This is a genomic window from Phycicoccus sp. CSK15P-2, assembly GCF_016888005.1.
Taxonomy (GTDB): Bacteria; Actinomycetota; Actinomycetes; order Actinomycetales; family Dermatophilaceae; genus Phycicoccus.
The window spans coordinates 19,804-31,322 of record NZ_JAFDVE010000014.1 but is presented as its reverse complement, the minus strand read 5'-3'; the positions used below and the strand labels follow the sequence as shown (position 1 = coordinate 31,322).

Annotated in this window: 11 protein-coding genes and 1 pseudogene; 5 read left to right on the top strand and 7 right to left on the bottom strand. The window is 72.9% G+C overall.

The annotated features are described in order from the left end of the window. Positions 1 to 78 precede the first annotated feature (78 nt). Positions 79 to 345 carry a ribonuclease E inhibitor RraB gene (locus tag JQN72_RS09250; protein WP_204134892.1) on the bottom strand — a complete coding sequence of 89 codons (267 nt, stop codon included), beginning with the start codon at positions 343 to 345 and terminating at the stop codon, positions 79 to 81. Positions 346 to 423: 78 nt separating this feature from the next. Between JQN72_RS09250 and JQN72_RS09245 the strand changes: the two genes are divergently transcribed. Then, positions 424 to 1,224 (top strand): TspO/MBR family protein, encoded by an 801-nt coding sequence (locus JQN72_RS09245; protein ID WP_204134891.1) that lies wholly within the window; start codon positions 424 to 426, stop codon positions 1,222 to 1,224. A 245-nt stretch (positions 1,225 to 1,469) separates the two neighbouring features. Here the strand turns inward: JQN72_RS09245 and JQN72_RS19045 are convergent. Further along, positions 1,470 to 1,997: pseudogene (locus JQN72_RS19045) on the bottom strand (SGNH/GDSL hydrolase family protein); the annotation flags it as partial. 157 nt (positions 1,998 to 2,154) lie between these two features. Here JQN72_RS19045 and JQN72_RS09240 point away from each other — a divergent pair. Then, on the top strand, positions 2,155 to 2,970 hold the full coding sequence (locus JQN72_RS09240) for an SGNH/GDSL hydrolase family protein (RefSeq protein ID WP_204134890.1): 816 nt from the start codon (positions 2,155 to 2,157) through the stop codon (positions 2,968 to 2,970). 70 nt (positions 2,971 to 3,040) lie between these two features. After that, complete coding sequence (locus JQN72_RS09235) at positions 3,041 to 4,033, top strand: hypothetical protein (RefSeq protein ID WP_204134889.1); 993 nt, start codon at positions 3,041 to 3,043, stop codon at positions 4,031 to 4,033. 6 nt (positions 4,034 to 4,039) lie between these two features. On the opposite strand, the gene JQN72_RS09230 is transcribed toward JQN72_RS09235, so the two are convergent. The 5 genes from JQN72_RS09230 to dnaK all read right to left on the bottom strand — a co-directional run bounded on the left by JQN72_RS09230 (position 4,040) and on the right by dnaK (position 9,740). Further along, positions 4,040 to 5,542, bottom strand: a complete 1,503-nt coding sequence (locus JQN72_RS09230; protein WP_204134888.1) for a DUF2252 domain-containing protein — start codon at positions 5,540 to 5,542, stop codon at positions 4,040 to 4,042. 99 nt (positions 5,543 to 5,641) lie between these two features. Continuing rightward, positions 5,642 to 6,097, bottom strand: a complete 456-nt coding sequence (locus JQN72_RS09225; RefSeq protein ID WP_204134887.1) for a heat shock protein transcriptional repressor HspR — start codon at positions 6,095 to 6,097, stop codon at positions 5,642 to 5,644. Positions 6,098 to 6,111: 14 nt separating this feature from the next. Further along, positions 6,112 to 7,152, bottom strand: coding sequence for a DnaJ C-terminal domain-containing protein (locus JQN72_RS09220; protein WP_204134886.1), 1,041 nt, complete (start codon positions 7,150 to 7,152; stop codon positions 6,112 to 6,114). 33 nt (positions 7,153 to 7,185) lie between these two features. Next, positions 7,186 to 7,845: a nucleotide exchange factor GrpE gene (gene grpE, locus JQN72_RS09215; protein ID WP_307812556.1), complete on the bottom strand. Its 660-nt coding sequence runs from the start codon at positions 7,843 to 7,845 to the stop codon at positions 7,186 to 7,188. Next, positions 7,842 to 9,740, bottom strand: coding sequence for a molecular chaperone DnaK (gene dnaK, locus JQN72_RS09210; RefSeq protein ID WP_204134885.1), 1,899 nt, complete (start codon positions 9,738 to 9,740; stop codon positions 7,842 to 7,844). The genes grpE and dnaK overlap by 4 nt, the downstream gene beginning before the upstream one ends. A gap of 220 nt (positions 9,741 to 9,960) precedes the next feature. On the opposite strand from dnaK, the gene JQN72_RS09205 reads away from it, so the two are divergent. Then, positions 9,961 to 10,548, top strand: a complete 588-nt coding sequence (locus JQN72_RS09205) for an RNA polymerase sigma factor (protein WP_204134884.1) — start codon at positions 9,961 to 9,963, stop codon at positions 10,546 to 10,548. Beyond that, positions 10,545 to 11,513, top strand: a complete 969-nt coding sequence (locus tag JQN72_RS09200; protein ID WP_204134883.1) for a hypothetical protein — start codon at positions 10,545 to 10,547, stop codon at positions 11,511 to 11,513. The genes JQN72_RS09205 and JQN72_RS09200 overlap by 4 nt, the downstream gene beginning before the upstream one ends. Positions 11,514 to 11,519 lie beyond the last annotated feature (6 nt).

Here is an 11,519-nt window from a genome sequence, read left to right as displayed (position 1 = left end):
GGTGGCACGGGCAGGACACGACGTCCCCCGTCCACGGCTGACCGGCACCCTGGCCGGTCAGCGGTCGAGGGCAGCGGGTCAGCCGGCGGGGTGCGGGTCGTACCAGCCGCCGTGCTCCGCGACCAGGGCCGAGAACCTGTCCTCGAGACCGTGCTCCACCGGCCCGGTCTCGTCGGCGACGTTCTTCTCGCGCACGTACACGCCCCACTCGTGGTCCTCGTCGTCCTCTTCTCCAGAGAGCGCCTCGCGGACGACCCGGACCTCGGTGAACCCCTCCTCGGTGAGCTCGTCGGCGACCTGCTCGGCCACGTCACGGTCGGGGAAGACGAGGAGGTGTTCGGTCACCCCCGAAGTATGGACGCCCGGCCGGCGCGGGTGTCCCTCGGGCGCCGCACCGGTCCACGGCCGGACTAGCGTCGGTCCATGACGTCGACGACCGCCCCGCCCACCCCGACGGCGGACGATCGGCGCCGCCAGGTCGCGGTCACGGCCGCCGAGGTGTTCTGCGTCCTCGGCACGCTCGTCGGGCTGGGCGTCCTCGGGACCCGGGTCGAGGAGTCGTCCGGGGGTGCGCTCTCCGCCGACGCCACCCTCCTCGCGCCGGCCGGTCCGGCGTTCTCGATCTGGACGCCGATCTACCTCGGCCTGCTCGGCTACACCGTCTGGCAGTGGCTGCCCGAGCAGGCCACCGACACCAGGCACCGTCGCACCGGGTGGCTCGCCGCCGCCTCGATGGTCCTCAACGCCCTCTGGCTGCTCGTGACCCAGCAGGGATGGCTGTGGGCCAGCGTCGTCGTCATCGGGGCCCTCGTCGCGGTGCTCGGCGTGCTCGTCGCCCGGCTCACCGACCGCCCCTCGTACGGCAACGCCGAGTCGGTCCTCGTCGACGGTACGTTCGGCCTCTACCTCGGCTGGGTCTGCGTCGCGGTGGCGGCGAACGTCACCGCCGTCCTCGTCGCGTCGGGGGCGGACCTCGGCTCCGCCGGCAACCGGCTGGCCGCGCTCGTCGTGCTCGCCGCCGTCGCCGCGGTGGGCGTCCTCCTCGCCCGCCGGATGCGCGGCCGCTGGTCCGTGGCCCTCGCCGCCTCCTGGGGACTGGCCTGGCTCGCGTGGGGCCGGCTCGCCGACGAGCCGGCCTCCGTGGTCGTGGCGCTCGGTGCCGTGGCCGCGGCGGCCGTCGTCCTCGGCGCGACCGCCCGAGCGCACGCACGGCTGTCGACCTGACCCCGCGGCGCCGCGCCTGACGGGACCATCCGGTGCGCCGGCCGCACCGGCACCGGCCACTTCGGCTCCGCCCGCTCCCGGCTGCCGGCGGCCGTCGCCCAGCGCCACAGGTGCGGCGCGACGCTGCCGGCCCACCACACCGTCTCCGACCCCCGGACGAACGAGCCGGTCCGGGCGGCCGGCGCCGCGTCGCGCCAGGTGCCACCGAGGTGGCCGAGCCCCAGCGCACCGGCGACCCGCTGGGCCACGAGCCGGTGCCCCCACGGGTTGAGGTGGACCCGGTCGACGGCGAAGGCGTCCGGGCCCCACCGGCCGAGGTCGGAGACGTCGACGAGGGTGACACCCCGCTCCTCGGCGAGCCCGCGGATGCGGTCGTTGAGCGCACCGGCCCGGCCCCGGGCCCGGCGCAGCACGCGGGACGGGGCGTGCTCGAACCCCGTGAGCAGGAGCACCCGCGCGCCGGTCGGAGCGAGCCGGTCGAGGGCCTCCGCCAGGGTCTGTGCCACGGAGTCGACGCACATCCGCGGCGCGAGCAGGTCGTTGCCGCCGGCCCAGAGGGTCACGTGCGTCGGGCGCAGCGCCACCGCCGCCGGCACCTGCTCGTCGAGCACCTGCCGGGCACGCCGTCCGTGCAGGGCGAGGTTGGCGTACTCGGCCTCCGGGTCGTGTCGGCCCAGTGCGTCGGCGACGTGCTCGGCCCAACCGCGCCAGCCGTTGGGGTAGGCCGGATGCGGGTCACCGACCCCTTCGGTCAGGGAGTCCCCGAGGGCCACGAACCTGGTCACGGCAGGGAGGGTAGGGATGACGGCACCCGGGACCGGCGACGGCCACCCGTCGTGTCGGCGTCGCCGCGGTGAACACTGCGCGACGGCTCGGTCCGGGACTCGACGAGCGCACGGCCGGCCACGACCGCTGTGGTGCGATGTGCCCGTGGACGCAGGACGCTTCGTCGCGATCGGCGACTCCTTCACCGAGGGCGTGGGCGACCCGCACCTGCACTACCCCAACGGCTACCGCGGCTGGGCCGACCGGATGGCGCGACAGCTGGGCCGCACTGATCCCGCGTGGGAGTACGCCAACCTCGCGTTGCGCAGCAAGCGGATCGACCAGGTCCTCGACGAGCAGCTCGGGCCCGCCCTCGCGTTGCGGCCCACGCTCGCGTCGTTCTTCGCGGGCGGCAACGACCTGCTGGCCCTGCGCTCCGACGTCGACGCCGTGCTCACCCGGTTCGAGGAGGCGGTCGGCGCCCTCGCCGGCGGCGGCGCGACGGTCGTCGTCATGACGGTCTTCGACCCTCGGCTGAGCAGCGTGCTGGAGCCGCTGAACCGCCGCGCCCGGGCCTTCAACGCCGGCATCCGCGAGATCGCCGACGACCACGACGCGGTCGTCGTCGACCACGCGCGGCTCAGGATCTACGACGACCGCCGGCTCTGGGCCCCCGATAAGCTGCACATGAGCCGGTGGGGCCACAAGCGGATGGCCGCCGCCGTGCTGCGCGAGCTGGGGCTCGACCACAGCCTCCGGCTACGTTCCCTCGCCGAGGCGGCGCCGCGCACCCCGTGGCGCGTGGCCGCCGTCGAGGAGGCCCGGTTCGTCCGGACCGAGGTGCTGCCCCTGGTCCACCGGCGGGTCACCGGCCGTAGCAGCGCCGACACCGCCGAGCCCAAGTGGCCCGAGCCGATCCGGCCCGCCGACGGGATGAAGCGCCTCGCCCGCACCCGGGGCCATGTCGCCACACCCCGCTGAGCCTTCGACGGACGTCGCCGTCTCCGGGCCGATCCCCCCGCGACCAGGGGTCGCGGGTGCACGGTGGAGTATGGACACGTCGCATCCGCTGCCCTCCCTGCCCACCCGTCGCACCGCACTCGGAGCCACCGCCCTCGCCGCCGCGGGGGCCCTGGCCCTCCCCGACCGCGCGGACGCCCGCCGCCGGCCACGAACCCGCAAGGCCCCGGAGACCGTCGACCTCCCGGACGGCATCCGGCCCGAGGGCATCACCTCCGGCCCCGGCACGACGTACTACGTCGGCTCGCTCGCCGACGGCCGGATCGTCACCGGGGACCTCCTCGCCGGCACCGTCGGCGTCCTCCTGCCCGGCGCCGAGGGCCGCCAGCTGCGCGGCCTCTTCCGGGACGAGCGCTCCGGCCTCGTCTGGGCGGCGGGCAACGTCGGCAGCGAGGCCCACGTGTGGGCCGTCGACGGCGAGACCGGCGACGTGGAGCTCGACGTCGTCGTCCCCGGTGGTGTCTTCCTCAACGACCTCGTCGTCACCGACGACACCGTGTGGGTCACCGACTCCCGCGTCGACCGGCTCACCACGATCGCCGTGGACGACGACGGAGACCCGACCGGCGCCGCCCCTGCCTTCGTGCCGCTCAGCGGCGAGTGGCCCGGCTACGACGGCACGAACCTCGCCGCGAACGGCATCCGCGAGCTGCGCGACGGCACGCTCCTCCTCGATCACAGCAGCGCCGGTGGCCTGTGGGCCGTGGACCCGGAGACCGGGGTGACGACCGAGGTGCCCGTGCAGGGCGGCCCCGGCATCACCGCCGGCGACGGCATCGAGATCGGTCGGCGCACCGTCTACGTCGTCCGCGGCAGCGGCCAGCAGGAGGTCTCGGTGCTGCGCCTGTGTGCCACGAAGGACGGCTGGACGGCGCGCTGGCGCGGTCGGCTGACCGACGAGACCCTCGACGTCCCGTCGACCGCGACCCTCGCAGGTGGCTGGCTGTGGGCGGTCAACGCGCGCTTCGGGGTCGAGTCACCGGACACCGCCTCCTACTGGGTGACCCGTCTGCCCGCACGCTGACGCCTGTCAGCGGAAGACGCGGTCCACCGAGGTGAACGCGCCGAGGGCGTGGTCGGCCCGGAAGTGCTCGTGGTCGGCCCGGACCCGGTCGGCTGCCTCCCCGGCGAAGCCGAGGATGTCCGCGACGAACAGCTCCGGCGACCCGATGGCGTCGAGGATCAGTGGCTCGATGTCGACGTCCCGCTCCCCGGCGTCGTCGGACAGCGCGTGCGCGTGCGCCAGGGTCTGCCCGCACAGCCTGGCGTAGTCGGCCCACTCCTTCTTCGACAGCTCGTCCAGGTCGATCTCGTTCTTGTACGGCGAGCGCTCGCGGGTCATGAAGCTGAGGTCCTCGAACTCGACGTGTCCGAAGAAGCAGTCGCCGTTGACGAGCTGGACCCGCGCGGCCTCGGTGATCCGCTCCCCCGTGCCGTCGACCCCGAACTCGGTGGGCGGGGCGAGCCCGGCCAGGGCCGACCGGCGGGCCTGCTTGAGCTCGAGGATGACGTCGTCGCTGCCGTCTCCGGTGGGCCCCTCGAGCATGACGTAGTACCGGGTGAGGCCCAGGGAGGCGGTGCCCTGGGCGACTCGCGCCGCGACGTCCTTGACCTTCATCGCGCCGGCGCGGTCGGGGACCTCCATGTCGTTCTCCCGGACCACGCGGTCGACGACCTCCTGGAACTCGGGGATGCGGCGGGACTGTGGGACGAGCTTCCTGCTCGCCTTGAAGCCGCGCCCGTACTCGTCGTGGTACTTCTTCGCGAGCCAGGTGCTGCGCTGGTTGAGCGAGTCCTCGAGGAGGGCCTTGACGAGCGGGGGTGCGTTGTCGAGCCGCACCTGGTGGCGGGTCTCGTCCCCGTCCTTCGCGAACCGGGTCATCCCGTCCACGTAGCCCTCGACGAACGACCGAGCGGCCTTGCGGCGACGCTTCGGCGACAGCCCGCCCTCGACCTCGGCAGCGACGAGGAACCCGACGGCGCCACGTTTGACGTCCCACGTGAACGGCGCGTAGTACGCCTCGTCGAAGTCGTTGACGCCGAAGAACGGCACGTTGTCGGCGCTCGGCATCACCCCGAAGTTCTCCGGGTGGACGTCTCCGAGGCAGAGCACCGTCGGCATCCAGGCGTCCTCGCCGGCCATGTCGCGGTAGAAGAGAAGGCCGGTGCCGCGGAAGAACGAGTAGAGCGAGCCGGCGAGCTTGTCGAACTTGGCCCTCGCGTCCTCGGAGCGGTCGGAGATGCGGGAGCGGTGGTCCTCCCGGAGGGTCTGGCGGACGTGGACGCGCCGGTCGTGGCCGGTGAGCACCCGGGGCAGGGGGACCATCTCGCCCTTCGCCCGCGCCTCGGCGAGCGCCGTGAACGCCTCGAACCGGGACGCGCTGTCCCCCGGGCCGAGCGCGGTGTCCCGCGAGCCGGCACTCGCGCCACTCTTCGTCGTCGCACTCGACGAGCTCGCCGACGTCTTCCGGGCGGTCGACTTCTCGGCGGAGGACTTCTTGGTCGTCGAGGTACTTCGCTTGGCGGGAGGCATGGCTCTTGTCTATCGCACCCCGCCGGGCGAGCACTGACGGGCTCGACACCGCGGTCGGGGCGACCGGCGACACGACCGGGCCGACGAGGAGGCCGGCGGTCAGCGGCGGGCGGGGCTCCACACGACGAGCGCCTGGCTGCGGGAGGTGCGCGGGCGCTCGCCGAGCCGGGCGGCGTAGACGTCGCCGCCCGGGCTCACCGAGAACACCCGGGTCGCGTGGCCCGAGGCCGAGCGCAGCGCCTCGACCTCGGCGGTGAGCTCGCCGAGGCGGGCGCGCAGGGCGTCGACCTGGTGCTCGAGCTCGAGGATCCGGGCGATGCCGGACAACGACACGCCCTCCTCCTGGGAGAGCCTCTGGACCTCGCGGAGCAGCGCGACGTCCCGGGCGGAGTAGCGGCGCCCGCCGCCCTTGGTGCGTGACGGGGTCACGAGCCCGAGCCGGTCGTACTGCCGGAGGGTCTGCGCATGCATCCCGGCGAGCTCGGCCGCGACCGAGATGACGAAGACGGGGGTGTCGTCGTCGGGGGCGAAGGCGGAGATGTCGAGCCGGGCCATGGCGTGACCTCCCGTCAGGTGGCGGCCTGCTGGAACAGGGTGGCACGCGGGTCGGCGTCGCCGTCGGCGTCGCGCAGGGTCTCGACCGCGTGTCGGGCCTCGTCGGTGAGTCGCTGCGGCACGACGACGCTCACCTTGGCGAGGAGGTCACCGGTACCGGCCTTGCCGGGGACCCCCCGGCCCTTGACCCGCAGCACCCGTCCGCTCGGGGTACCCGGTGCGACCTTGACCTTGACGCTCGCGCCGTCGAGGGTCGGCACCCGCACCGTCGCGCCGAGGGCGGCCTCGGCGAAGGTCACCGGCAGGTCGACCGTGAGGTCGTTCCCGGACCGCCCGAACACGGGGTGCTTCTCGACGGTGACCGTGAGGATGAGGTCGCCCTTGGGCGCCCCGGGGTCGCCCGCCGCGCCCTTGCCGCGCAGTCGGATCTTCTGACCGTCCCGGACACCCGCCGGGATCCGCGTCGTGATCCGGCCACCCTCGGCGGTGCTGAGGGTGACGGTCGACCCCTCGACCGCGTCGCGGAAGGCGAGCGAGGTGCGAGCCTGGACGTCGACGCCCGGCCGCGGTCCGCGGGGCGCGCCGAAGCCGGGACCGAACGGGTCGGCGCCGCGGCCGCCACCGGCGGACGCGCCGCCGAACATCTGGGCGAGCAGGTCGTTGATGTCCTGGTCGCCGCCCGCGTAGCCACCGCCGCCCGGCTGCTGGAAACGGACCCGCGCGCCGCCCCCACCGCCACCGCCGAAGGCGCTGAAGACGTCCTCGAACCCGCCGGCCCCACCGGGACCGCCGGCTCCGGCCCGGAAGCGGGCGCCGCCCCCGGCCATCGAGCGGACCGCGTCGTACTCCTGGCGCTGCTTGGGGTCGGAGAGGACGGCGTGCGCCTCCCCGACGTCCTTGAAGCGCTGTTCGGCCGCGGCGTCACCCTCGTTGCGGTCGGGGTGGTACTGCTTGGCGAGCTTGCGGTACGCCTTCTTGACCGCGGCCGCGTCGGCGTCCCGGGGGACGCCGAGGATGGCGTAGAAGTCCTTCTCGAACCAGTCCTGGCTGGCCATGTCGGCGCCTCCTTCCGGCGACTCGGGGGTGGGTCAGTCGGGGTCGGCGACCGCGACGCGAGCGGGCCGCAGGACCTGCTCACCCGCACGGTAGCCGGGCTGGAGGACGGTCACGACGGTGGTACCCGCCGCGCCGGCCGGGAGGTCGGCGTCGTCCGCGGGCCACGGGGCGTGCATGAGCGCCTCGTGCTCCTGCGGGTCGAACGCCTCGCCCTTGGCGCCGAATCGGGCGAGCCCGTAGCGCCCGAGCGTGGACTCGAGCTTGTCGGCGATCTTCTCGAACGGGCCACCGTCGAGGTCCCCATGCTCCCGGGCTGCGTGGATGTCGTCGAGCACCCCGAGCATCGACTCGAGGACGTCGCGCACCGCGCGCTCCTGGACGACGGCGCGGTCGCGGTCGACGCGCCGTTTGTAGTTCACGTACTCGGCCTGGAGCCGCTGGAGGTCGGCGAGCCGCTCCGCCGCGAGGACGGTGTCCGGGTGGGCGTCCGCGGCGTCGGGGACCTCGGCGGTCACCGCTGCCTCGACGTCGTCCTGGACCTCGGCGTCGACGACGTCGCCCTCGACACTCGCCGGGTCCTCCTCCGCCGGGGCGGTGGCCCCGGACTCCTCCGGGGCCACCTCCTCGCCGGGCACCGGCCCGCCGCCCACCGCCTCGGTGTTCACCGAGTCGTCCATCGACTGGTCGGTCACTGCTTCTCCCTGGCGTCCTCGTCGTCCTCGACGACCTCGGCGTCGACGACGTCGTCGTCGGACTCGTCGGTGGCCTGCTCGGGCGCCGGCTCGTCACCCGGGACGTCGGGGGACTCGCCCTGCTCGGCGGCCGCCGCGTAGACCGCGGCACCCATCTCCTGCGAGGTGGTGTTCAGCGTGTCGATCTTGGCCTGGATGTCCTCGGCGGAAGCCTCGGAGTCCGGCTTGATGGCCTCCTTGAGCGCGGCCAGGGCTTCGTCGACCGGCTTCCGGTGCTCGTCGGACACCTTGTCGCCGGACTCGGACAGGAACTTCTCGGTGGAGAACACGAGGGTCTCGCCGGTGTTGCGGGCCTCGGTCTCCTCGCGGCGCTTCTTGTCCTCCTCGGCGTGGGCCTCGGCGTCCTTCACCATCCGCTCGATCTCCTCCTTCGACAGGGCGGACCCGCCGGAGATGGTGATCTTCTGCTCCTTGCCGGTGCCGCGGTCCTTCGCGGAGACGTTGACGATGCCGTTGGCGTCGATGTCGAACGTCACCTCGACCTGCGGGACCCCGCGCGGCGCCGGGGCGATGCCGGACAGCTCGAAGGTGCCGAGCGGCTTGTTCTGCTGCGCGATCTCGCGCTCGCCCTGGAAGACCTGGATGAGGACCGACGGCTGGTTGTCCTCGGCCGTCGAGAAGACCTCGCTGCGCTTGGTCGGGATGGCGGTGTTGCGCTCGATGAGCTTGGTGAAGAGCCCGCCCTTGGTCTCGATGCCGAGGGACAGCGGCGTGACGTCGATGAGGAGGACGTCCTTGCGCTCGCCCTTGAGGACACCGGCCTGGAGGGAGGCGCCGAGCGCGACGACCTCGTCGGGGTTGACGCCCTTGTTGGGCTCCTTGCCGCCGGTCATCTCCTTGACGAGGTTGCTCACGGCCGGCATGCGGGTGGAGCCGCCGACGAGGACCACGTGGTCGATGTCGGAGACGGAGATGCCGGCGTCCTTGATGACGTTCTCGAACGGCTGCTTGGTGCGGTCGAGCAGGTCCTTGGTCATCTGCTCGAACTGCGCGCGGGTCAGGTTCTCGTCGAGGTGGATCGGGCCGTTCTCGGACATCGAGAGGTACTGCAGGCTGATGTTGGTGCTGCTCGCGGACGAGAGCTCCTTCTTCGCCTGCTCGGCGGCGTCCTTGAGGCGCTGCATCGCGATCTTGTCCTTGGACAGGTCGACGCCGCTGGTGTTCTTCACGGTCGTCAGCAGGTGCTGGACGACGCGGTCGTCCCAGTCGTCGCCACCGAGCTGGTTGTCGCCGGACGTGGCTCGGACCTGGATGGTCGAGAAGCCGTCCTCGGGGTCCTTGCCGACCTCGAGGAGCGAGACGTCGAAGGTGCCGCCACCGAGGTCGAAGACGAGGATGAGCTCGTCCTCCTTGCCCTTGTCGAGCCCGTAGGCCAGGGCCGCTGCGGTGGGCTCGTTGACGATCCGCAGCACGTTGAGGCCCGCGATCTCACCGGCCTCCTTGGTGGCCTGGCGCTCGTGGTCGTCGAAGTAGGCGGGGACGGTGATGACGGCGTCGGTGATGTCCTCGCCGAGGTAGGACTCGGCGTCGCGCTTGAGCTTCTGGAGGATGCGCGCGCTGATCTCCTGCGCGGTGTAGGTCTTGCCGTCGATGTCGTCGGTCTTCCAGTCCGTGCCCATGTGGCGCTTGACGGACCGGATGGTGCGGTCGGCGTTGGTGACGGCCTGGCGCTTGGCGATCTCGCCGGTGAGCACCTCACCGCCCTTGGAGAACGCGACGACCGACGGGGTGGTGCGACCGCCCTCGGCGTTCGCGATGATCGTGGGCTCGCCACCCTCGAGGACGGCGACGGCGCTGTTGGTCGTACCGAGGTCGATACCGACTGCACGGGCCATGGGGTTGCTCCTTGCTGTGCTGGTGATGCGGAGTTGAGTGGTTCTGGCTCAAGTTAGGCCGGGCGGGTGGTGTTGCGCAAATCCGCGTCGTCAAACTTGCGTTCACCGGACTCAACTCTGGGATCTGCGCAGTCATTCCCAGCCGGTGCAGAGACGGGTGAAACGCTTCTCCGGGAGCCGGACATGTCCCGGGTGTCACCGGTCGAGAGAAGGGGGCGAGATGGCATCCGCCGAGGAACGGTTCACGAGGTTGTTCGATGCGACCCGTCTGCCGCTGCTGGCGTATGCCGTGCGGCGGGTCGGCGACCCGTCCGACGCCGCGGACGTGGTCGCCGAGACCTACCTCGTGGCCTGGCGCCGTCTCGACGAGGTTCCCGGCGGCGACGAGGCCCGGCCCTGGCTGTTCGGCGTGGCGCGTCGCGTCCTGGCCAACCACCATCGCGGCGAGCAGCGGCGCCTGGCCCTGGCGGACCGCCTGCGGGACTCGCTGACGTCCGACGCCGTTCCCGGCCCCGAGGCGGTCGCCGGTCGAGGCTCGCACCGGGCCGAACGGGTCCGGGACGCCATGGAACGGCTGTCCGAGAACGACCGTGAGATCCTCCGGCTCGTCGCCTGGGAGCAGCTGGCCCGCGACGAGATCGCGGTGGCGATGGGCCTGAGCCGGGCCACCGTGCGACTCCGGTTGCACCGGGCGCGGCGGCGCCTGACAGAGGCGATGGACGCCTCGCACGAGATCCCGCAGACCACCTCGCGGCGGAGGAGAGCCGGACGCACCGCGTCGACCGCGCCCATGGAGGAGTCCCGATGACCCGTCCCGATCCCCTGCAGGCCCTGCAGGACGCCGACCCCGTCGCGCACGTCGATCTGTCCCGGGTCGACCACGCGGCACTCACCGACCTCCGCGACGCCGTGGTCCGCACCGGTCGCGCGGCGCTCCGGCCTGTCGCACCGCGTCGACGCGGACACCGCCGTGGCGTGGTCGCCGGCGGTCTCGCGCTCGCCCTCGTGGGCGGCGGAGCCGGTGCTTACGCAGCCCACGACCGGTGGGTCTCGACGGTCGACCTCACCTGCATGAGCACCTGGACCGACCCTGCGTCGTCCTCGCCCCGCCACTCCACCGGGGGCCCTCCGATCACCGAAGACCCGGTCGCGGACTGTCAGGAGTACCAAGCACTGGCCGGACTCACGCCCATCGTCGACCCCGTGGCCCTCGACTACGGCGGCGGTGTCGTGGTCGTGGCCCCCGCCGACCAGGTGCCCGACGACGCTCCTCGCGCCGTCCCGGACACGGTGGACGCCCAGGCGCTGACCCGGCTCGACCACTCGCTCCAGGACTACGTCGACGGAGGCAGGTCGCGATGCTTCGACACCGAGTCCGCGTTCGCCTGGGCCCGTAGGGAGACCGAACGGGTCGGCCTGCGCGACCTGCCCGTCGTGGAGCAGGAGCTGGGCGAGGACACCCCACGCCCGGGGCCGTGTGCGTCCTTCGTCATCGGCGACCGCGAGCTGCTGGTCTCGACCCGCCGCGGCATGGACCCGAGCACCCTGGGCGGACCGCACAGGCCGCTGCACCGGCTCCGCGACGAGCTGCGCACGCGGGTCGCCCAGACGTGCATCCCCCTTCCGGAGGCGGAGGACGTCGTGGCGGACCTCCTCGCCGAGGTCGATCACTCCCCGACCGCAGCCGCGACGGACGAGTCGCTGGGGTGCACGGAGGTCGACCTCGTCATAGGTGGCACGCTGCAGGTCTTCCTGAGCGGCCCGAGCGCATAGGCAGCG

What these genes read in the sequence shown, in the direction of transcription:
- JQN72_RS09245 (WP_204134891.1), top strand. Translation starts at nt 424, where the DNA reads ATGACGTCGACGACCGCCCCGCCCACCCCGACGGCGGACGATCGGCGC.
- JQN72_RS09235 (WP_204134889.1), top strand. Translation starts at nt 3,041, where the DNA reads ATGGACACGTCGCATCCGCTGCCCTCCCTGCCCACCCGTCGCACCGCA.
- JQN72_RS09230 (WP_204134888.1), bottom strand. Translation starts at nt 5,542, where the DNA reads ATGCCTCCCGCCAAGCGAAGTACCTCGACGACCAAGAAGTCCTCCGCC.
- JQN72_RS09225 (WP_204134887.1), bottom strand. Translation starts at nt 6,097, where the DNA reads ATGGCCCGGCTCGACATCTCCGCCTTCGCCCCCGACGACGACACCCCC.
- JQN72_RS09220 (WP_204134886.1), bottom strand. Translation starts at nt 7,152, where the DNA reads ATGGCCAGCCAGGACTGGTTCGAGAAGGACTTCTACGCCATCCTCGGC.
- dnaK (WP_204134885.1), bottom strand. Translation starts at nt 9,740, where the DNA reads ATGGCCCGTGCAGTCGGTATCGACCTCGGTACGACCAACAGCGCCGTC.
- JQN72_RS09205 (WP_204134884.1), top strand. Translation starts at nt 9,961, where the DNA reads ATGGCATCCGCCGAGGAACGGTTCACGAGGTTGTTCGATGCGACCCGT.
- JQN72_RS09200 (WP_204134883.1), top strand. Translation starts at nt 10,545, where the DNA reads ATGACCCGTCCCGATCCCCTGCAGGCCCTGCAGGACGCCGACCCCGTC.